The sequence below is a fragment of the Bacillus pacificus genome (assembly GCF_020861345.1).
Classification (GTDB): Bacteria; Bacillota; Bacilli; order Bacillales; family Bacillaceae_G; genus Bacillus_A; species Bacillus_A pacificus.
In genome coordinates, this window is record NZ_CP086328.1 from 5,109,056 (window position 1) to 5,131,546 (window position 22,491).

The window sequence follows — 22,491 nt, forward strand, 5'->3', positions numbered from 1 at the left end:
TTATTACTGAAGGAGCCGCGTTGTTGGCTATATATGTAATGTTATTGTTTATATCTATGTATGTTCCGATTTTAGGTACAGTTGTAACGTTTGCATTGCCGTTGCCATTTATATTGTTAACGATAAGATATAAATTATCGAATGCATTTGTAATTTTTACGGCTGCATTTTTAATTGTTGTTTTTGTAAGTCAGCCGATAGGTCTAGTAAAGACGGTCGTATTTGGGTTGATGGGTATTGTTTTAGGGTGCATGTATAAAAAACAAAGAAAGCCATTGGAGATTTTAATAACCGGTTCACTTGCATACTTAATCAGTATTATGCTCATTTATGTTGCCAGTATAAAGTTTTTTAACATAGATTTTATAAAGCAAATACAAAATATGTTTAATAAAAGCGTAGTGCAAAGTGAAAAGATAGCAAGTGTTGCTGGTATGCCGATTAGTAAAGAGCAAAAAGAGTTATTTGTACAAATGAATGATATATTACAAGCGGTATTCCCGAGTATACTTGTGATGGTTTCTGTATGTCTTTCTTGGATTACCATAATAATATCAGGTAGTGCTTTAAAAAAGCTAAAGCATGATGTTATACCTTGGCCTAAGTTCAAAGATATACAATTACCAAAGAGTATTGTTTGGTATTACGTTATATTTATTTTGCTATCAACTTTTATAAAAGTAGAACCGACATCATATTTACATATGGTATTTTCTAACCTATATGTCATATTTGCTTTATTACTAGTGCTGCAAGGCCTGACGTTTATCACTTTTCTAGCGCATAGCAAAGGTTTTACGAAAGGGGTTCCTATTATTAGTTTTATCGCCTGCATGTTTATCCCGATGCTGTTTCCTCTTGTGACAATCTTAGGTATAATTGATTTAGGGATTTCATTGCGTTCTAAAATAGGAGGATAAAATAATATTCCTTATACTATTTTAATCTGTATTACTAACTGGAAGGTGAGTTAGTTTTACTTTATAGGAGTTGTATACATGCCTGAATTTTATAAGAAACAGTGGTTTTTATATCCTGTTTACGTATTGGCATTTTTTGTGTTTGTGCTCATTTCAATTCTCTGTTATTTTCATTTACTAATGGGGATAGTCTCCTTCTTTATTTTTTGTATCGTCCTTTTTGTTGTTGTACGATTTGAACTTACTTTCCAAAAGAATTTTGAAAAACATACGACAGATATGATTACAAGGGTAAAGAAAGTGAGTAATGAGGCATTTAACCAGATGCCAATTGGTATTTTGTTATACAATAAGGATTATGGGATTGATTGGGCAAATCCTTATTTATCTTCATGTCTGGGGCAGCATGCATTAGCTGGATGGCACCTTTATGATGTATCAGAAACGTTACTTCTTTTTATTAAGGGAGAAACGTCCGATGATATAGTCTCTTTAAATAATCGAAAGTTTCGTGTCTTTGTAAGGAAAGAAGAAAAGTTAATTTATTTCTTTGATGTAACAGAACAAACAGAGATTGAAAAGATGTACGAGGATCAACGTACTGTTTTAGCTGTCATTTATTTAGATAATTATGATGAAGTTACACAAGGGTTGGATGATCAATTACGTACGAATATAACAAGTCTTGTAACATCAAGACTAAATGAGTGGGCCGTTAAGTATGGGGCATATTTAAAACGTGCATCTTCAGAAAGATTCTTCGTTGTGTTAAATGAAAGTATTTTAGCGCAGATGGAGAAAGGGAAATTTAGCATTTTAGATCAAGTACGTGAAGAAACATCTAAAAGGAATATACCACTTACATTAAGTGTAGGTGTTGGATCCGGTGATTTACCTTTATCCGAGCTTGGGGCAATGGCTCAATCAGGTTTAGATCTTGCGCTTGGGCGTGGTGGAGATCAAGTAGCTATTAAACAAGCGACAGGTAAAGTTAAGTTTTATGGTGGTAAGACAAATCCGGTGGAAAAACGTACTCGTGTACGTGCCAGAGTGATTTCGCATGCATTAAAGGATTTAGTATTAGAAAGTAGCAATGTCATTATAATGGGGCATAGGGCTCCTGATATGGACGCAATTGGTGCTGCGATTGGTATTTTAAAGGTAGCGCAATTAAATGAGCGCAAAGGATATATTGTGCTCGATGAAAATGATTCTGATAAGGGAATTAAGCGTTTAATGGATAAAGTGAAACAAAATGAAGAGTTATGGTCTCACTTTATTACACCAGAACAAGCGATGGAATTTGCAAATGATGATTCCTTACTTGTTGTTGTTGATACGCATAAACCTTCAATGGTGATGGAAGAAAAGCTGTTACGCAAAATTGAAAATGTAGTTGTGATTGACCATCATCGCCGAGGAGAAGACTTTATTGAGGATCCGTTGCTTGTTTACATGGAGCCATATGCTTCTTCTACGGCAGAGCTTGTTACGGAATTACTTGAATACCAACCGAAAAATTTAAAAATGACAATGTTAGAAGCAACAGCATTATTAGCAGGTATTATTGTTGATACGAAAAGCTTTACATTCCGGACAGGTGCTCGTACGTTTGATGCGGCTTCTTATTTACGCTCACACGGTGCAGATACTGTACTTGTACAAGAGCTTTTAAAAGAAGATATGAATCAGTATTTACGGGTTGCAAAAGCTATTAAAAATGCGTACATTTATACAAATGGAATTGCGATTGCAAAAGTTGATAGCGATGATTACTACGATCAAGTGCTTATTGCGCAATCAGCGGACACATTATTAACAATGACAGGAATTATTGCATCGTTTGTTATTGCAAAACGTGGCGAGAATTTCATTGGAATTAGCGGCAGGTCTTTAGGTGAAGTGAATGTGCAGCTAATTATGGAAAACTTAGGTGGTGGCGGGCATTTAACGAATGCAGCCACACAAATGAAAAATGTTACAGTAGATGAAGCTGAGGAGAAGCTTCGATTTGTTATTGATGACTATTTACAGGGAGGCACACAATCATGAAAGTAATTTTTCTAAAAGACGTAAAAGGTAAAGGGAAAAAAGGGGAAGTAAAAAACGTACCAGATGGTTATGCAAATAACTTCTTACTAAAACAAGGATTAGCTGCTGAAGCGACAAATAGCAGTATGAAAACTTTAGAAGCTCAAAAGCGCAAAGAAGAAAAAGATGCAGCAGCAGAGCTTGAAAATGCAAAACAATTAAAAGAAACGTTAGAGAAATTAACTGTAGAATTAAAGGCTAAATCTGGAGAAGGCGGCCGTCTATTCGGTTCAATCACAAGTAAACAAATCGTAGATGCAATGCAAAAATCTCACAATATTAAACTTGATAAGCGTAAATTTGAAATGGATGATGCAATTCGTGCGTTAGGCTATACAAACGTTACTGTGAAATTGCATCCGCAAGTAACAGCAACAGTAAAAGTTCATGTTAGTGAACAATAAAACTAAGTTAAGCAAGGAGGATTGCGTATGAGTGATGTAATGGCTGATCGTACCCCTCCGCATAATATAGAAGCTGAGCAGGCAGTCTTAGGTGCTATATTGATTGATCAGGATGCATTAACTTCAGCATCGGAACTGTTGGTACCTGACTCATTTTATCGAACGAAACATCAAAAGATTTTTGAAGTCATGCTTGGGCTATCTGATAAGGGGGAGCCAATTGACTTAGTAATGATGACGTCAGCGATGGCTGATCAAGGATTACTAGAAGAAGTTGGTGGGGTTTCTTACTTAGCAGAATTAGCAGAAGTTGTTCCGACTGCTGCTAACGTAGAGTATTATGCAAGAATCATCGCTGAAAAAGCACTGTTACGTCGTTTAATTCGAACGGCGACTCATATTGTGTCTGATGGATATGAGAGAGAAGATGATGTGGATGGTCTTTTAAATGAGGCTGAGAAAAAAATATTAGAAGTATCTCATCAGACGAATGCGAAAGCATTCCAAAATATTAAAGACGTTCTTGTAGATGCTTACGATAAAATCGAACTTTTGCATAATCAAAAAGGTGAAGTGACCGGGATACCGACTGGATTTACTGAATTAGATAAGATGACGGCAGGGTTCCAACGAAATGATTTAATCATCGTGGCGGCACGTCCGTCGGTAGGTAAAACGGCATTTTCATTAAATATCGCACAAAACGTAGCGACGAAAACGGATGAAAATGTAGCGATTTTTAGTCTAGAGATGGGTGCTGATCAGCTTGTTATGCGTATGCTTTGTGCAGAAGGGAATATTGATGCACAAAGACTTCGTACCGGATCGTTAACTTCTGATGATTGGGCGAAATTAACGATGGCAATGGGTAGCCTTTCTAATGCTGGTATTTATATTGATGATACGCCGGGGATTAAAGTAAATGAGATTCGAGCAAAATGTCGTAGATTAAAACAGGAACAGGGTCTTGGTATGATCTTGATTGACTACTTACAGCTTATTCAAGGAAGTGGGAAATCAGGAGAGAACCGTCAGCAGGAAGTATCTGAGATTTCTCGTACACTAAAAGGGATTGCGCGTGAATTACAAGTTCCTGTTATTGCCTTGTCACAGTTATCTCGTGGTGTAGAATCTCGTCAAGATAAACGTCCGATGATGTCTGATATTCGTGAATCGGGAAGTATCGAGCAGGATGCCGATATCGTAGCCTTTCTATATCGTGAAGATTACTATGACCGAGAAACGGAAAATAAAAATACGATTGAAATTATTATTGCAAAGCAGCGTAATGGTCCAGTAGGCTCAGTAGAGCTCGCATTCGTTAAAGAGTTCAATAAGTTCGTTAACTTAGAACGTCGCTTCGAAGATGGACATGCGCCGCCGGCATAACGATAGTATAAAAAAGAAACGCATTTCTTATAATAAGATGTGTTTCTTTTTTTTTATAGAAAAGATAAGGCTTTCATAGTGTGAAAATATAATTCTTACGAACGAAAAAGTTTTTTGGTAAAAAAATGTTCGTTTTTTGGTTGACTTCTTTTTCGGTTTTGGTACAATTATATTGTTTGAATAGATCGTTTGAAAATTGCGGAGGTGCTTTAATAATGTCTTCAGTAGTAGTTGTAGGAACACAATGGGGCGACGAAGGAAAAGGTAAAATCACTGATTTTCTTTCTGAGCATGCGGAAGTAGTTGCAAGATATCAAGGTGGAAATAACGCAGGACATACAATTGTTTTTGGCGGAGTTAAATATAAATTACACTTAATTCCATCTGGTATTTTCTATAAAGAGAAAATTTGTGTAATCGGAAACGGCTTAGTAGTAGATCCGAAAGCATTACTTGAAGAGTTAAAATACTTACACGATCGTGGTGTAAGTACTGATAATTTACGCGTAAGTAACCGTGCGCACGTTATTTTGCCTTATCACTTAAAACAAGATGAGTTAGAAGAAGCAAGTAAAGGTGATAACAAAATCGGTACAACGAAAAAAGGTATCGGTCCTGCATATATGGACAAAGCTGCTCGTATTGGTATTCGTATGGCTGATCTTTTAGACCGTGAAGCATTTAAAGAGAAGCTTGAGCGCAATTTAGCACAAAAAAATCGTTTGTTTGAAAAAATGTACGATACAGAAGGTTTCAGTGTAGAAGAAATCTTCGAAGAGTACTTCGAGTACGGACAACAAATCGCGCAATATGTGTGTGATACGTCTGTTGTATTAAATGATGCATTAGATAATAATCACCGTGTATTATTTGAAGGTGCACAAGGTGTTATGCTTGATATCGACCACGGTACGTATCCGTTTGTTACATCTTCTAACCCAATTGCTGGTGGTGTAACAGTTGGAACTGGAGTTGGTCCTGCAAAAGTTACTCGCGTTGTAGGTGTATGTAAAGCATATACAAGCCGCGTAGGTGATGGTCCATTCCCTACGGAGCTTCATGACGAAATTGGTCATCAAATTCGTGAAGTTGGTCGTGAGTATGGAACGACAACTGGTCGTCCACGCCGCGTAGGTTGGTTTGATAGCGTTGTTGTAAGACATGCGCGTCGTGTTAGTGGTTTAACAGATTTATCATTAAACTCTATCGACGTTCTAACTGGTATTCCAACTCTTAAAATTTGTGTTGCTTACAAATACAATGGCGAAGTTATCGATGAAGTTCCAGCAAACTTAAACATTTTAGCGAAATGTGAGCCTGTATACGAAGAGCTTCCAGGTTGGACAGAAGATATTACTGGTGTAAGATCATTAGACGAGCTTCCTGAGAATGCAAGAAAATACGTAGAACGTGTTTCTGAGTTAACAGGAATTCAATTATCTATGTTCTCAGTTGGACCAGATCGTAACCAAACGAATATCGTTCGTAACGTATACGAAGCTTAATTGATATTTTTAAGAAAAAACTCATGTCCGCATGAGTTTTTTCTTATTTTTTATAAAAAAATAAAAAAGGTATTGCAAAAAATAAATAAAACATGTTATGATACATCTTGTCGTCACGAAAATATGACGTTGGTGAGTATGAGCCATTAGCTCAGTTGGTAGAGCATCTGACTTTTAATCAGAGGGTCGAAGGTTCGAGTCCTTCATGGCTCACCATTTTATTTTTCGTGGCCCGTTGGTCAAGTGGTTAAGACACCGCCCTTTCACGGCGGTAACACGGGTTCGAATCCCGTACGGGTCATGTTTTTTTATGTTCATTTTTGGTCCCGTGGTGTAGTGGTTAACATGCCTGCCTGTCACGCAGGAGATCGCCGGTTCGACCCCGGTCGGGACCGCCACTTTTGTTTATACCACCATTAGTGGTTTTATATATAGTTTTGGCTCGGTAGCTCAGTCGGTAGAGCAGAGGACTGAAAATCCTCGTGTCGGCGGTTCGATTCCGTCCCGAGCCACTCTCAGGATATTAAGTGGGCCCACTTAATATCCTTTTTATTTGTGTAATTTTACAAAATTGAGTAGTTATTTTAAAATAGAATGAGGAGCCTCTAGCAGTTGAAGCTAGAGGTTTTTCTATAGATCGTATAGGATTCCGTGTAAAAGTGGATCATACATGAGTCTGTGAGAATAGAGGAGAAAGTACTTAAGCAAAAGATGCGGTCATATAGGGACATACTATGTAGACATCAATGTGTTTAGGGATATTGACCATATTTTTACCCCGCTATTTAATGGGCAGTAAGGCCTCCACCTTAAAATTCAGCGAAAGCAAAGAAGCTAGGTGGAGGGAGGGCTGCCCGTAAAAGCCCAATTGGTGAGGGCTGATTAAAGCTTCACTTTATAAGGAGGAAATAAACGATGATGGGAAAGAAAATTTTAGTAGTTGATGATGAAAAGCCGATTGCAGATATTTTGAAGTTCAACCTAGAAAAAGAAGGTTTTGAAATTGTAATGGCGCATGATGGTGATGAAGCAATTGAAAAAGCAACTGAAGAACAACCAGATATGGTTTTATTAGATATTATGCTACCAGGTAAGGATGGCTTAGAGGTTTGCCGTGAAATACGTAAAAGCTCAGAAATGCCGATTATTATGCTTACAGCGAAGGACTCTGAAATCGATAAAGTATTAGGACTTGAGCTTGGGGCAGATGATTATGTAACGAAGCCATTTAGTACGAGGGAATTACTTGCTCGCGTGAAGGCGAATTTACGTCGCCATCAGCAAGGTGGTGCGGCAGAAAAAGAAGAAAATACGGAAATGGTTATTGGACCAATTGTTATCAATCCAAATGCGTATAGTGTAACGAAACGTGAGGAAAATATTGAGCTTACACACCGTGAATTTGAGCTATTACATTATTTAGCAAAACATTTAGGACAAGTTATGACACGTGAACATTTATTGCAAACAGTTTGGGGTTATGACTATTTTGGAGATGTACGTACAGTGGATGTAACAGTACGTCGTCTACGTGAAAAAATTGAAGATAATCCAAGTCATCCTACATTAATTGTCACTAGACGTGGAGTAGGGTATTACTTGCGTGACCCAGAGCAGGAATAGTATATGAAGAAAGTCGGTTTTTTTCAATCTATTCATTTAAAATTTGTACTCATATATATGCTATTAATATTGATAGCTATGCAAGTTATTGGGGTATATTTCGTAAGAGAGTTAGAAAAGAGTCTTGTACAAGGTTTTAGAGATTCTTTAACGCAACAAACGAACTTATTATCGTATAACTTGAAACAAGAGTTTAAAAAAAGTTATACAAAAGCAGAGACAGAATCAACAGGTGAAACGATTAAAACTTCCATTCGAAAATTTGCCTCTGATCGAAAGAAGGATATTCAAGAGGTAAGTGTATTTGATGCGAATAGAAAGCTGCTCGCTATTTCAGATGAGTCAAAGCAAAACAAGGTAAATAGAACGTCAACTGATATAGCTGTTCAGCGGGTATTGGTACAAAAAAAACCAGAAGTGAAAATTGAGAAGGATGGTCGTACAGGTCACCGTGTACAAGTTATGATTACTCCTATTATGGATGATAACAACAAAGATGCACTTGGTGCTATTTACGTTGTTGCATCCATGGAAGATGTTTATAAGCAGATGAAGGATATTAATCAAATCTTTGCGACTGGAACCGTTATTGCATTACTCGTAACAGCTGTACTTGGAATTTTGTTAGCTCAAACGATTACGAGACCAATCTCTGATATGCGAAGACAAGCAATTGAAATGGCAAAAGGAAACTATTCAAGAAAAGTAAAAGTGCATAGCCATGATGAAATTGGACAATTAGCATTATCTTTCAATAATTTATCAAAAAAATTACAACAAGCTCGTTCTTCAACAGAAAGTGAAAGACGCAAATTGTCATCCGTATTATCACATATGACAGATGGAGTAATTGCTACTGACCGAAAAGGGGACATTATTTTATTAAATGATCCTGCGGAAAAGATGCTAAATGTTTCGCGTGAAACGGCGCTCGATCAATCTGTTTTAGAAGTATTGGGAATACAAGAAGAATTTACGCTCGATCATTTATACGAAGAGCCGGATTCTGTTTTATTAGATTTTAGTACGAGAAATGAGCCATATATTTTACGCGCTAGTTTCTCTGTTATTCAAAAAGAGACAGGGAAAGCAAATGGTTTAATTGCCGTATTATATGATGTGACTGAGCAGGAGCGTATAGAAAGAGAACGCCGCGAGTTTGTAGCAAACGTCTCTCATGAATTAAGAACGCCATTAACGACAATGCGCAGTTACTTAGAGGCACTTACAGACGGTGCATGGCAAGATCCAAATATTGCACCACAATTTTTAACAGTTACACAAGAAGAAACAGAAAGAATGATTAGACTTGTAAATGCGTTATTGCAACTATCTAAACTCGATAGTACAGAACATCGTTTAATGAAAGAATGGGTCGACTTTACTGACTTCTTTAATAACATTATTGATCGTTTTGAAATGTCTAAAGAGCAAAACGTAAGCTTCAAACGATCTTTCTCTAAAAAATCTCGATTTATTGATATGGATACGGATAAAATTACGCAAGTATTGTATAACATTATTTCGAATGCATTAAAGTATTCGCCAGAAGGTGGAACCGTAACATATCGTTTACGTGATCGTGGAGAATTATTAGAGATTAGTGTAAGTGACCAAGGAATGGGTATTCCGAAAGAAAACGTTGATAAAATCTTTGAACGTTTTTATCGCGTAGATAAAGCACGTTCAAGACAAATGGGCGGTACAGGACTTGGATTAGCGATTGCGAAAGAAATGATTGAGGCACATGGTGGCTCGATTTGGGCAAAGAGTGAGGAAGGAAAAGGGACAACGATTTATTTCACATTGCCTATGGCAGCAGATGAAGAGGACGAATGGGAATGAGTATGGAGAATGTTAAAACGATAGTTTTAATTAATTTAGTTGTAATTAGTCTATTTCTTACTTTTAACTTATGGACGTATGTGCCAGATTCCACATCTATGCAAAATGCAAAATTTGTACAGGGGAATGAGGGAAATACTCAAACTAAAATCGCTGATGTTGTCCGTCCTACTTCTATCATCGTGCATAAAGATAAAAATCATTACGGGAGCAAAAGAGAGGGAGATATAGAATCAATCTATAGAACTTTGGAAGCAGGGGAATTACATGAGTTCAAAGAGATATCGATTGCTAAGGCTGACTTCCTTTCTTATGTTCATGGTGAAGGGAAAATTGAACTTATTTTCCCTACCAACATCCCATTTGATGCAGTTAAATCTATGTTTAGTATGAAAGAAAAAAGTATAGCTAAGCCTAAACACTTTAATCGAATTATTCTTGATCCTTCTAGAAGTAGGGATCAAGAAATTAAAATTAATTTTGTTTCTGATGGTGATAACTCTAGAATATATGAAGCAAAATTAAGTGGTGTGTATTTAAAAGATATTGTAAATGCACAAAATCAATTTATAGTATCAGCGAAACCTTATTTTGACTATCAAATTAATGATATGAAAAAGTTATTTTTACCAGATGGAACGACAGAATTAAGTAATATAACATATATTTCATCTAATTTGGCGGTTGATACATTTAAGAATGCTCTTTTTAGTGATCCACGTTATTTAAGCCCTATTATCGAGAGATCGAAAGAAATATTTACAGATGGTATTAGGTCTATGGAGATTGAAAACGATCAGCATATGCTAAAGTATAAAAATTCTTCTGTTTTAAGTGAGAAAAAGCCAGATAATTTAATGCTTTTACAAAAAAGTTTTGATTTTGTAAATGGTCACAGTGGGAGTTTGGATTCATATCGTTTGGACTATATGAATAAAGGACAGACAGTATTCCGCTTACAGGAAGATGGATATCCCGTATTCAATACAGATGGATTAGCTGAATTGAGACAAGTATGGGGATCGGAAGAAGTAATGGAATATGAAAGACCGTTGCTTTCTTTAAATACGAAAGGTATAGAGCAGAAGGTTACTCTTCCGTCAGGTCATGTTGTAATAGCATCCTTAGAAAATAATGCCGCGGTAGATAAAAGATCTATTAAAGATATTGGGATTGGATACAAATTATCACTAGATGGGCAAGTAGCGCGACTACAGCCAATTTGGTATGTAAAGTTTGTTGAAGATGAAGCTGGCAAACAAAAAATATATGAGTGGAATGAGGGAGGACTAAATGGATTGGGATCGGATTAAAACCATATTTATTGTGACCTTTTTTGTTTTGGACCTCTTTCTCATTTTTCAATTCATTCAAAAGCAAGATAGTAATCAATTGGAGCTTATTGCAGAAACAAAGATAGATCAAGAATTAAAAGCAAACAAAATTACTATGGGTAATTTTCCTAAAGAACCGAAAAAAGAGTCATTTATTAGGGCTGAAAACAAGACATTTAAAGAAGAAGACGTACAGTCTTTAAAAAATCAAACGGCGCATATACAAAATATGTACAAGATAGAAAGTAAGCTAAAAGAGCCCTTTTTAAATACAAAATCTTTATCCAAAGATAAGTATAATGATTTTTTGAAGAACTATGTATTAGATGGACAAAAGTATGAGTTTGGGGCGATGAAAGACTCTAAAATTTACTTCTTCCAAAAATATAAAGATAAGCCTATTTTCTATAACGATCAGGCAATGATTGTTGTGGAATTAAATGAAAAAAATGAACTTGTGTCGTACACGCAGACGATGCTAACAGGTTTAAAAGAAATGGGCGAAAGTGAAAAAACGAAACAGCAAGAAATTATTACTGCCCAAACTGCTTTAGAAAATCTGTATTTAAAAAATAAAATTCATGGTAATACACATGTAAAAGAAGCGCAAATTGGTTATGCAAACCTTACCGCATCTACTTCTAATAACCAAGTACTTGCTCCAACGTGGAACTTAAAGACGGAGCAGAAGCAGGACTTCTTTGTAAATGCAATTGAAGGACAAGTTATGGAATTAGGGGAAAAGGAAAATCAAGTGGTTGATGAACATACTGGAGTGAGAAAGAATGGGATTGCATTTTAGCGTACTTGCAAGTGGAAGTACAGGGAATATGCTATATGTAGGAACAGATGAAAAGAAGTTACTTGTCGATGCAGGTTTAAGTGGTAAAGCAACTGAGGCTTTATTTAAACAGGCAGAATTAAATATAAACGATGTATCGGGTATTCTTGTAACACATGAACATAGTGATCATATTAAAGGATTAGGTGTATTGGCACGTAAATATGATTTACCTGTTTATGCAAATGAGAAAACATGGAATGCAATGGAACACTTAATAGGAAATATCCCAACTGAGCAAAAGTTTATTTTCTCAGTTGGTGATGTAAAAACATTCGGTGATATTGAGGTCGAGTCATTTGGAGTTTCACATGACGCGGCAGAGCCGATGTTCTATGCTTTTCATAACAATAATAGAAAGTTAGCTCTTATTACAGATACAGGATACGTGAGTGACCGTATGAAAGGTGTTATTAAGGGGGCTAATGCTTTCGTGTTTGAAAGCAATCATGACGTGGAAATGCTTCGTATGGGACGCTATCCATGGAGTATTAAGCGACGTATTTTAAGCGATGTGGGGCACGTTTGTAATGAAGATGCTGCATTAGCGATGGCGGATGTAATTACAGATGAGACAAAGCATATTTATTTAGCCCATTTAAGTTTAGATAATAACATGAAAGAATTGGCGCGTATGTCAGTATCACAAGTATTAGAGGAAAAGGGATTTGGAGTGGGAGAAGCTTTTGAAATCCACGATACAGATCCAAAAATGCCTACAAAAATTCAATACGTATAATTCTCCATTTTAGTAAACAATAAAGGTGAATATAGTTGTTTTCAGGAAGATGGGTGAACAAATATGTCCTTTATTGATGGAGAAAATTATCGTATGAAACGTGCAAGGAAAAAGAAGCATAAAGGTATTGTTATTTCTAGCATAGCAGGAACAATTGTAGGAGCTTCGTTATTTGCATTTGGAGCTCCTTTATTTTCAAATGATACGGACGCGTTTCCGCAAGCTGAAGCAAGTGGAAGTAATATGGCGGAAGCTCAAGGCATTAAACAGATTAGTTTTGTGGATGCTGTTGATCGTGCGTCTGAAGCTGTTGTTGGAGTTATTAATATTCAACGAGATAATTTTTCAGAGGCAGATTCAGAAGCAGGTACGGGATCAGGTGTAATTTATAAGAAGACAGATGGTCAAGCTTATATTGTAACGAATAATCATGTTGTTGCTGGAGCAAATCGTATTGAAGTAAGTTTAAGTGACGGTAAGAAGGTTCCAGGAAAGGTATTAGGAACCGATGTAGTCACAGATTTGGCTGTACTAGAGATAGATGCAAAGCATGTGAAAAAAGTAATTGAGATTGGCGATTCTAATACTGTTCGTAGAGGAGAACCAGTCATTGCAATTGGAAACCCACTTGGGCTCCAATTTTCTGGAACTGTCACACAAGGTATTATTTCAGCTAATGAGCGTATTGTCCCTGTAGATTTAGATCAAGATGGACATTATGATTGGCAAGTAGAAGTGTTGCAAACAGACGCAGCAATCAATCCAGGTAATAGTGGTGGTGCGCTTGTAAATGCAGCGGGTCAATTAATTGGTATTAACTCAATGAAAATTGCGGCAAAAGAAGTAGAAGGAATTGGGCTAGCTATTCCTGTTACTAGAGCTGTTCCAATTATGAATGAATTAGAGAAGTACGGAAAAGTAAGAAGACCGTATGTTGGAATTGAACTGAGATCATTAAATGAAATTCCAAACTACTATTGGTCAAAAACATTGCATTTACCAGGCAATGTAACAGAGGGAGTTTGCATTTTAGATGTGAAAAGTCCTTCGCCAGGTACAGATGCTGGTTTGCGAGAACACGATGTGATTGTAGCAGTAGATGGGAAACCAGTTCGCGATATTATCGGATTCCGTACGGCCTTATATGATAAAAAAATTAATGATAAAATGACTCTTACGTTTTATCGTGGTACAAAACGAGCAACAACAACGGTTAAACTAGGCATTCAAAAGTATTAAAAACAGGAGGGCCTACCTCCTGTTTTCTATTGTAGAAAAGTGAGGTGAAGAATATGAACTTACCTTGTTGTTTAGAACATGTTGAATTAGCTTTAGATATTATTGTGGATGAGTGTGAAGTGCCACCGGTTATTAACAATGTGGATAACTCAGAAAAAGAGAAAAAAACATGTGAATTTTGTCAAAATGAGGCGACATATGTTGTATCGAACACAGATTCTCACACAATATGTGGGTAACAATTGTGGATATGTGGATAAGTTATGTGGATAACATGTTTGTAAGGTGGGGAATACGTGTGAATATCTCGATTATTTCAATTGGGAAATTAAAAGAAAAATATTTAAAACAAGGTATAGCAGAATACTTAAAACGATTATCTGCATACGCAAAAGTAGAAGTAATTGAATTGCCAGATGAAAAGGCACCAGAAAATTTAAGTGAAGCAGAAATGTTAATTGTAAAAGAAAAAGAAGGTATACGTATACTAGATAAAATTTCTGATGATACGCATGTCATTGCGTTAGCGATAGAAGGAAAGCAAAAATCATCAGAAGAATTTGCAGTAAGCTTAGATCGTCTTGCTACATATGGGAAGAGTAAAGTTGCCTTTGTAATTGGTGGATCACTTGGACTAAGTTCAGAAGTAATGAAACGTTCAAATGAATCTCTTTCTTTTTCAAAGATGACACTACCACATCAATTAATGCGATTAGTATTGCTTGAGCAAGTGTATAGAGCATTTCGTATTAATCGTGGGGAACCGTATCACAAATAACGGTAAACTTTACTTCTGTTCAATATGATGGTCAAACATACATTTTTATGGAACTGCCACTTTTTCGCAGGTTTCAAAAAGCACATCATTCTTTGATGTGCTTTTTGATTCGATTTAGATTTCTATATTTATTGTGGGAGAGTTAAATAAAATTTCTAGAGTCTAGTACCGATAAATAAATTTTTTAAGAAGGTTATAATTAAATATAATATTGCTTAAATTTAATGAAATATTTTGACTGTTACTAAAATAAAGTGCTAAAATTAGTATAGTTAATGCCTCATAAAAGTAGTTATGAGGGAAATTGGTGAACTTCTTGCAAGCCTTATCTCAATTGTCACGGTAAGATTTACCGAGCTAAGTACAATCGATAATGCTTCTAAGTAACTTGGCATTTGGAAACCTCCATTCGTCATAAGCAACCAATTCAGTATACTAAGTATAGTATAAACTGTTAGTGAGTTTAGTGGCCCATTTATAGGTTAGAAATAGTCTGTAATTTGAAAGGAGAGTATGCTTGCAAGGGTTTCTTAAAAAGAGTAATAGGCTACGATTACATACCCTTGTTAGCTCTACCAGATATGGACAAAAAAAAATACAGTATTAAGCGTTATAAACATCTTGATAAGAAGAAATCTATTGAAAAAGTTAAGGATAAAATTCAAGATCCTCAGTGGGTTGCTAAACATGGATTTTATCCATTTATTCATTTTGAGATTAAATTTCAAAAATATAGTAGAAAAGAGAAACAAGCAAAAGAAAAAGTTCGGAAAATTTTCTATGCTTCTCATATTGATAGCTATATTTACAAGTATTATGGTGATAAGCTAAATAATCATTATAATTGTATCGCTGATGAATTAGGTATTAGTGACATTGCAACTGCATATAGAAATAATTTATCTGGAAAAAGTAATATTGATTTCTCTAAAGAAGTCATTGATTTTATAAAGTCACAGAAGGCGGCATATATTTTTGTCGCTGACTTTACTAATTTTTTTGATACGCTAGATCATAAGTATCTTAAAAATAAAATCCGTCAGGTTCTTAAAGAGGATACTTTACCTGATGATTATTATAATGTCTTTAAAAATATAACGAGATTTAGCTACTTTTTTAAAGACGCAATTGAAATGGATCTAGAGACTAAATATACTGAAAGTGAAATTAAAGGAAGTTATAAGTATTTTACAGAAGAAGAATTTAGGGATTTTAAGCATAAGAATATTTATAGGAATACCAAGGGCTATGGAATTCCTCAGGGGGCAGGAATTAGTTCGGTTTGTTCAAATATTTATTTGTTAGATTTTGATAAAGAAATACAAAATTATATTAATGAACAGAATGGGATTTATAGAAGATATTGTGATGACTTAATAATAGTAATTCCGATCGAGGGGGAATTTAAAGATTATGATTATACAATTCCCCAAAAAATTGTGGAAAATATAAAGATGAAAATACCGAATTTAAAGATTCAACCTGAAAAGACAGGGAATTATTTCTATACTAATGATAAAATTATTGATTTAGAATTTAAAAATACAAAGTTAGATTATTTAGGATTTAGTTTTAATGGTGAGGAAGTTCGAATTAGAGAGAAAAGCCTTTTTAAATATTATACAAGAATGTATCGTAAAATAAGAATGTGCAACCGTAAATCAAAAGAGTTTGGACGCAAGTCTTATAGAAAAGCATTATATAGAAATTATTCACATCTTGGCAAGAAGAAAAAAGGATATGGAAACTTTCTTAGTTATGCGTCAAAGGCACAAGAAATTTTTGATAAAGAATCTAGTACTGTAAATCTTATGGAAACTCAAGTGAAAAAACATTGGAAAAATATTAATGCTCGATTAGAAGACCCAGAATGATGGATATAATTCTGGGTCTTTATTAATTACCGATCATCAATTTAACTCGGAGTAGTAATTTAGTAACTTTGTTTAATAGTAAATAGATCAAAATTAAGGTTGTTACGGGTATTTTTATAGTAAAATAAGATTAAAATTATAATTATAATATGGGGGGATTTGTTTATGACAAGAGTAATTTCAATTATAAACTATAAAGGTGGAGTGGGGAAAACTACCTTAACGGCTAACCTTGGGGCGGAATTAGCTTTTCAGGGTCATAAGGTATTATTAATTGACTTAGATCCCCAAACAAATTTAACATTCTCTTTTGTCCAAGTTGATGAATGGGAAAACAATTATGAAAATCGAACGATAAAAAAGTGGTTTGATGCCTTTATTGATGAAGACTCTGATTTTAATTTAAGGGATTTATTAATTAGCCCGGAACGTGTGAATAGAAGGCTCAATGAATTTAGAACTTCAGGATCCATTGATATTATATCTTCACATTTAGGTTTAATTAATGTTGACTTAGAGTTGAGCGCAAAATTATGGGGAGGAAGTGAGAGACAAAATCGTCGTAACTTTGTTAGAGTACACTCGCGTCTTAAAGATGGATTAAAACAGCTAGAAGAGTTAGAATATGATTTTGTATTAATTGATTGTCCTCCTAACTTTAATATAGTTACGAAAACAGCTATAGTTGCTAGTGACGTTGTATTATTGCCAGCTAAAGCAGACTATCTCTCAACTATCGGTATTACACAAGTTGATAAAAATGTAAATGAGCTAGTAGAAGAGTATAATGATAAAATTAAACTAGGCGAATTTAATGAATATGAACTAATTAATCCGGAGTTAATGGGTGTGGTATTTACCATGGTAGGTATCCGAAGTGGTGGCCCTATTAGTGCTCAGCAACAATATATTGCACAAGTTGAAAGGTTAGAGGGAATACGTGTATTTGAGACGAAACTACGTGAAAATAAAACATTGTATGCAAATGCACCAGAAGCTGGTATCCCAGTGGTGTTAAAAGATGTACAAGGTGGGGATACTTATTTAAATGTACGTACAGAATTAGAAGAGCTTGTGGTAGAATTACAAGACAAAATATTAAATTAGAAAAGGAGAGATTCTATGGGTTTCACCAAAACTGATTTTGATCTCCTATTTAGTATTATCAATAAAATGTTAACTGAATTAAAACCAGACCAAATTAAGGGCTTAATTGATGGTGATTTAGAAATTACTCTTAAAGAAAAGAGTAATGAACATGATCATCTAAGGGAATTAAAAGAGCTTGTTAATAATATTTCTACTTTTAGTAGTAGAAAAGCTGCGGAAGAATATTTATTAAAAAATAAATTATTAAAAAAGGATTTAGTTGCATTAGGAGAGTATCTACAGATACATGTAAGCGGTAGTGATACAAAAGAACAAATTATGGAGAAAATTATTGATGCTACCTATGGGGTCAAGTCACGTTCAAAGGCTATTAAAGGTTTGGATTTAAAAAGAAAATAATGTATAAAAATAGGTGTTAGATATTTTATTAACACCTATTTTCTATTTAGATTATGGACGTCTATAAATTTATTTATTTTTATATAAAGATTGAATTGTATATGGTATTTTTTGGGTTTTGAATATGTATTTAATGGATTGGGGGTATATTATGAATACTGATAAGATAATAAATAAAATTTTATTATCTTCTAATGAAGAGTTGATAGAATTTATAGAGACAAATTTTACACTTGAAAATATGGATGATTTTTTAGATATAAAAGAAAAAGAGGAAATGTTATTTAAATTAGATACAGATGTGATTAGACATTGTTTATTTAGACTAGAGAGTTTAGAGGAAATTTATGATACATCAAAGGGAGCATCTAGTGGATTTAGTTTAGTTGGTGTAATTTGTGGATTTATATTAAAGGATTACATTTCTATCTTTATAGATATTAAAGAACATCAAATATTATATGTTTTTGGTCAAATTGTAATGTTTGGTATGATTTCTTATTTGCTAGTTAATATATTGAGGACGATGGGAAGTAAAAGTAAAGATAAGTCTAAAATTATATATTTTAAGCGGTTATTAGAATATGTATTAAAAGAAAAGGAAAAATAAATTAAACAAAAAAGATTAATTACATACAATTGTCCTATAAATATTAAATGTACCGTACATAATTCTGCACTTCGTAATAAAGGATAAGCTAAATATAAAAAGGGAGTCTTTTAAATAAACTGTACCCTATAGAATAGACACTTAAAAAAAGTCTATTCTATAGGGTATTTCTTGTATAATGAGAGAAAAATGAGAATCGGAGAAATTTCAAAATGACGAAAAAATTGCTTACAGAAAAGGAAATTCAAATATTATCAAAAAATCGATACGTAAAATCGGTAAGCCAAAAAGGAATTACCTATACCGATGAATTCAAGCGTATTTTTATTAAGGAAAATGAACAGGGTAAACCACCTCGTATTATTTTTGAAGAATGTGGTTTTGATATAGATATCATCGGTCTACAACGTATTGTGTCATCAGGAAATAGATGGCGTACGTCCTATAAGCAAAACGGTGTATGGGGCTTAAGAGACACACGTAAGGAAAACTCAGGAAGAAAGTCAGAAAGAGAACTTACATTAGAGGAGAAATATGCACGTTTGGAAGCGGAACGAAACTTATTAAAAGCTGAAAATGAACTGTTAAAAAAGATCAAATTTATGGAAGGGAGGATGGGAAAGAAATAACGTTACACGCTAGTCAAAAGTACCTATTAATTCGTTCTATCATTGAAAAATACCGCCTGAAAAATATGGTGAGATATTTGTGTCAGGTCGCAGGCGTTTCACGTTCTGGATACTATAATTATTTTTTAGCCATTTCTCAAAGTCGGCGAGAGAAAAGAATACATCAAGATGAAATAGGGAAAGAGATTATATTAAAGGCATTTCGATTTAAAAACCGAAAAAAGGGGGCTCGTCAGATCAAAATGACATTGGCGGGTCAATTTCAAGTTGTCTACAATTTGAAACGCATCCGTAGAATCATGAAAAAATATGGGATAATCTGTCCTATTCGTAGAGAAAATCCCTATAAAAAAATGTTGAAAGCGACGAAAGAACACTTCGTGGTACCCAATCGATTAAAACGCGAATTTAGGCAAGGTGTACCGGGAAAGGTACTTCTTACAGATATCACATACCTGTTTTATGGTAAGAATCAAAAAGGATATTTATCTACTATTCTAGACGGGTCTACGAATGAAGTTTTGGCGTATCATGTTTCAGAACGACTTACCTTAGATATCGCAACGACGACGCTGCACAAACTAAAGAAGAATAAGAAGGTACGATTAACGCAAGATGCCTATATTCATTCTGATCAAGGTGCTCATTACACAAGTCCTACCTATCAAAAATTAGTCAAAAAATTAAAGCTGGGACAATCTATGTCAAGGCGAGGAAACTGTTGGGATAATGCCCCACAAGAATCTTTTTTCGGGCACTTTAAAGATGAAGCACACATCAAAACTTGTACATCTTTCACACAGTTAAAACAAGAAATTAAAGACTATATGAAATACTATAATCAGCACAGATATCAGTGGAATTTAAAGAAGATGACTCCTGTCGAATACAGAAACCATCTTCTTGATGCCGCCTAACTTTTTTTAAAATGTCCTTTACAAAGGGTACAGATTATAAATAAGGACTCCCTTTTTATATTTAAAATTCAACCCTCTTTTTGTTGAGAAAATAATTTAAAAATCATTATTAGTGTAAATAGTATAATTGCAAAAATAGGATGCATTTCAATTAGGATAAGGGTAATAAACCAAGTACCTAGTATACTACCGAGAATTCCCATAAAACTATCTAGTATTATGAAGTTACGAAAAATTATTTTCCAAATATAATACGTTAAAATTATGCTTGAAATTATTATAAACAGTCCATAGATCAAATTTTATCATTCCTTTATAATAATATTTTTTACTTATATAGCTGAATTTCTAACTATAAAATACTTAAAGATACTATTATATAAAATATTGTATATATAAATGCTTTTTTATATATTTATAGTATATATTTTGTTTCGTATAGTATCAATAGTATATCGAAAGTTTTACATTAAAAGGTTAATTTTAACCTGAGGTGTATTATATGGGAAACTTAATTGAAGCGGTTGGCTATAATATTAGAGTGATTAGGAAGGGCCAGGGGTTAAGTCAAGAAGGGCTAGCTTTTAAGGCTAATTTGCATCCTACTTATATAGGACAGGTTGAGAGAGGAGAAAAAAATATAACAATTACAACTCTAAGTGTAATTGTTAAAGCTTTAGGAATTACTTTAGGGGATTTTTTTTCCATTATAGAGCCTAATGATTTTAATAAGGGACTTTATACATTTTCAAAAGAAGATGAACATTATTTGCCCTATAAAGAACTTGTGAAAATATTACAAGGGTTAAATGAGAAAGATCAGGATAAAATATTGGAGATTGTGGGGCAATTAGTGGATTGGAAGAAAAATTAAATAAAGGTGCCCACTTGTCCACATTTTATTAATGTATATTATAAATATAATAGGTTTAAAAATGGAGAAAGTTAATGAGGAAAGCAAATTTAGTAAAATATATTAATGATACTTATAAGTTAGATATTAGTCAAAAAGTTATTCAGGAAAGAATTGATAAAATATATAAATTTATTAGGAAACAGATTATATCTAATAAGGATGAATTTAATATAAATGATTTAATGCTATTTCAAAAATATATAAAGGCTATTGAACAGAAAGATTTTAATTCTTATACTGGAGCGATATTTTATTCTTTATTACTTTTATATCAAAACGAGAGGCTTTTTAGGAGTAGATTAAAAGGAAAAATTATTAATAGCATATATATTGAAGATCTTGTAATCAGTCTTGATACCTATATAAGGAAATATTTAGCTGAAATTTATAAAAAAGAACCATATGAGGAATATGAGAATAATGGAACATACTTTATTTCTGCATTTAAGGAATTTTTTATCAAGATATTTGATACGGAGAAAATATTAGAAGAAGAATTGGATAACAAATTAAAGAGTAATGATATTTTTATGCAGAGGGTTAAAGAACTTCCGTTATATAGAAGGAATGTATTAATGGGAAAACTAAATAAGGGGTTAGAGAAACTCATTCAGAGGGAGGAATGGATTCTAAGGGAAGAGCTAAGGGAAGCCATTATATGCGATGACCCAATTGCTATTACAGGAATTATAGCAGAGTTGCGTGTATACCATTGCCTTGAGAAGAATAATATTGTAAGTGAACAAGAATTATTCGAGGAATTAGGAAAAGTCTTATCAAATTCCAAAATTTACAATCTAACTAAGGCAATGGAACAAATTAATCATTTTAGAAGAATTATTGCAACATATGAGGATGAAAAAGCTCTTCAGATTATAAATATTACAAAGGAATTATTATGTGAAAAAGAAGATATTCTTATTTCCTTTATAGAAGAAAATATTAGCTTGTATGAGCAAAATCAGGAAATTGAATCTCAGATTATAAAAGAACGACAAAATAGCATGAAAGATGCACTTTTTCGTTCTGGACGTCTTAGAAGTAAAACTGAATTGAAAGAGCTATTAGAGCAGAGAGAAGAGTATTTATATATAAGGGATAATGATAAACAGTTATTTGAAGCATTAAAGAAACTACAAAATAAAGTAACTGAATATGAAAATAAGGAAATGTTATTAAATATAGATTTTATTCTAAAAAACTATAAACAATTTTTAATGAAAAAGCACTAAGTGATACTTTTATATCACTTAGTGCTTTTTTGTATAAGGAAGATTCTATTTACTTTTTTAATTTAAATATTTTTAAAAAAGTAAATTTACTAGTGG

General features: G+C 33.8%; 20 protein-coding genes and 4 tRNA genes. All 24 read left to right on the plus strand.

Annotation, left to right across the window (positions count from 1 at the left end; all coding sequences use genetic code 11):
• Window positions 1-38 precede the first annotated feature (38 nt).
• The 24 genes from LMD38_RS26360 to LMD38_RS26475 all read left to right on the plus strand — a co-directional run bounded on the left by LMD38_RS26360 (window position 39) and on the right by LMD38_RS26475 (window position 22,395).
• Window positions 39-920, plus strand: coding sequence for a YybS family protein (locus LMD38_RS26360; protein WP_074567402.1), 882 nt, complete (start codon window positions 39-41; stop codon window positions 918-920).
• A gap of 78 nt (window positions 921-998) precedes the next feature.
• The gene (locus tag LMD38_RS26365; RefSeq protein ID WP_001113898.1) at window positions 999-2,972 is read left to right on the plus strand and encodes a DHH family phosphoesterase; all 1,974 of its coding nucleotides are present in this window, start codon (window positions 999-1,001) and stop codon (window positions 2,970-2,972) included.
• Window positions 2,969-3,415 (plus strand): 50S ribosomal protein L9, encoded by a 447-nt coding sequence (gene rplI / locus LMD38_RS26370; protein WP_000864231.1) that lies wholly within the window; start codon window positions 2,969-2,971, stop codon window positions 3,413-3,415. The genes LMD38_RS26365 and rplI overlap by 4 nt, the downstream gene beginning before the upstream one ends.
• Window positions 3,416-3,442: 27 nt before the next feature.
• Complete coding sequence (gene dnaB, locus LMD38_RS26375; RefSeq protein ID WP_001286244.1) at window positions 3,443-4,804, plus strand: replicative DNA helicase; 1,362 nt, start codon at window positions 3,443-3,445, stop codon at window positions 4,802-4,804.
• 215 nt (window positions 4,805-5,019) lie between these two features.
• Window positions 5,020-6,309 (plus strand): adenylosuccinate synthase, encoded by a 1,290-nt coding sequence (locus LMD38_RS26380; RefSeq protein ID WP_000100224.1) that lies wholly within the window; start codon window positions 5,020-5,022, stop codon window positions 6,307-6,309.
• Between the two features lie 140 nt (window positions 6,310-6,449).
• Window positions 6,450-6,525, plus strand: a tRNA-Lys gene (locus LMD38_RS26385).
• Between the two features lie 13 nt (window positions 6,526-6,538).
• Window positions 6,539-6,610: transfer RNA gene (locus LMD38_RS26390), tRNA-Glu, on the plus strand.
• Between the two features lie 21 nt (window positions 6,611-6,631).
• Window positions 6,632-6,707, plus strand: a tRNA-Asp gene (locus LMD38_RS26395).
• A gap of 41 nt (window positions 6,708-6,748) precedes the next feature.
• Window positions 6,749-6,821 (plus strand) — tRNA-Phe (locus LMD38_RS26400).
• A gap of 403 nt (window positions 6,822-7,224) precedes the next feature.
• Entirely contained in the window at window positions 7,225-7,932 is a 708-nt protein-coding gene (gene walR / locus LMD38_RS26405) for a cell wall metabolism DNA-binding response regulator WalR (RefSeq protein WP_000971872.1), read from the plus strand.
• Between the two features lie 3 nt (window positions 7,933-7,935).
• A complete protein-coding gene (gene walK / locus LMD38_RS26410) occupies window positions 7,936-9,777 on the plus strand; it encodes a cell wall metabolism sensor histidine kinase WalK (protein ID WP_000755380.1) in 1,842 nt (613 codons plus the stop codon).
• Window positions 9,774-11,090: a YycH family regulatory protein gene (locus LMD38_RS26415; protein ID WP_029141246.1), complete on the plus strand. Its 1,317-nt coding sequence runs from the start codon at window positions 9,774-9,776 to the stop codon at window positions 11,088-11,090. Before walK ends, LMD38_RS26415 begins: the two co-directional genes overlap by 4 nt.
• Window positions 11,071-11,913: a two-component system regulatory protein YycI gene (locus LMD38_RS26420; protein ID WP_000383736.1), complete on the plus strand. Its 843-nt coding sequence runs from the start codon at window positions 11,071-11,073 to the stop codon at window positions 11,911-11,913. The genes LMD38_RS26415 and LMD38_RS26420 overlap by 20 nt, the downstream gene beginning before the upstream one ends.
• Window positions 11,897-12,691, plus strand: coding sequence for an MBL fold metallo-hydrolase (locus tag LMD38_RS26425; RefSeq protein WP_000522836.1), 795 nt, complete (start codon window positions 11,897-11,899; stop codon window positions 12,689-12,691). The genes LMD38_RS26420 and LMD38_RS26425 overlap by 17 nt, the downstream gene beginning before the upstream one ends.
• 63 nt (window positions 12,692-12,754) lie before the next feature.
• Window positions 12,755-13,930, plus strand: coding sequence for a S1C family serine protease (locus LMD38_RS26430; protein ID WP_000008058.1), 1,176 nt, complete (start codon window positions 12,755-12,757; stop codon window positions 13,928-13,930).
• 53 nt (window positions 13,931-13,983) lie between these two features.
• The gene (locus LMD38_RS26435; RefSeq protein WP_001052835.1) at window positions 13,984-14,169 is read left to right on the plus strand and encodes a CxxH/CxxC protein; all 186 of its coding nucleotides are present in this window, start codon (window positions 13,984-13,986) and stop codon (window positions 14,167-14,169) included.
• Between the two features lie 59 nt (window positions 14,170-14,228).
• Complete coding sequence (gene rlmH / locus LMD38_RS26440; protein WP_001027003.1) at window positions 14,229-14,708, plus strand: 23S rRNA (pseudouridine(1915)-N(3))-methyltransferase RlmH; 480 nt, start codon at window positions 14,229-14,231, stop codon at window positions 14,706-14,708.
• A gap of 500 nt (window positions 14,709-15,208) precedes the next feature.
• The gene (locus LMD38_RS26445) at window positions 15,209-16,582 is read left to right on the plus strand and encodes a reverse transcriptase domain-containing protein (RefSeq protein WP_228920041.1); all 1,374 of its coding nucleotides are present in this window, start codon (window positions 15,209-15,211) and stop codon (window positions 16,580-16,582) included.
• Window positions 16,583-16,747: 165 nt separating this feature from the next.
• Window positions 16,748-17,689: a ParA family protein gene (locus tag LMD38_RS26450; RefSeq protein WP_098878661.1), complete on the plus strand. Its 942-nt coding sequence runs from the start codon at window positions 16,748-16,750 to the stop codon at window positions 17,687-17,689.
• A 15-nt stretch (window positions 17,690-17,704) separates the two neighbouring features.
• Window positions 17,705-18,091, plus strand: a complete 387-nt coding sequence (locus LMD38_RS26455; RefSeq protein WP_000507066.1) for a hypothetical protein — start codon at window positions 17,705-17,707, stop codon at window positions 18,089-18,091.
• A gap of 151 nt (window positions 18,092-18,242) precedes the next feature.
• Window positions 18,243-18,701: a hypothetical protein gene (locus tag LMD38_RS26460; RefSeq protein WP_228920042.1), complete on the plus strand. Its 459-nt coding sequence runs from the start codon at window positions 18,243-18,245 to the stop codon at window positions 18,699-18,701.
• A gap of 212 nt (window positions 18,702-18,913) precedes the next feature.
• Window positions 18,914-20,247, plus strand: a protein-coding gene (locus tag LMD38_RS26465; RefSeq protein WP_228920043.1) for an IS3 family transposase whose coding sequence is annotated in 2 segments (ribosomal slippage) — window positions 18,914-19,301 and window positions 19,301-20,247 — 1,335 coding nt in all. Because the reading frame shifts where the segments join, the coding sequence is not laid out codon by codon here.
• A gap of 502 nt (window positions 20,248-20,749) precedes the next feature.
• On the plus strand, window positions 20,750-21,121 hold the full coding sequence (locus tag LMD38_RS26470; RefSeq protein WP_228920045.1) for a helix-turn-helix domain-containing protein: 372 nt from the start codon (window positions 20,750-20,752) through the stop codon (window positions 21,119-21,121).
• Between the two features lie 74 nt (window positions 21,122-21,195).
• Window positions 21,196-22,395, plus strand: a complete 1,200-nt coding sequence (locus tag LMD38_RS26475) for a hypothetical protein (RefSeq protein WP_228920046.1) — start codon at window positions 21,196-21,198, stop codon at window positions 22,393-22,395.
• Window positions 22,396-22,491 lie beyond the last annotated feature (96 nt).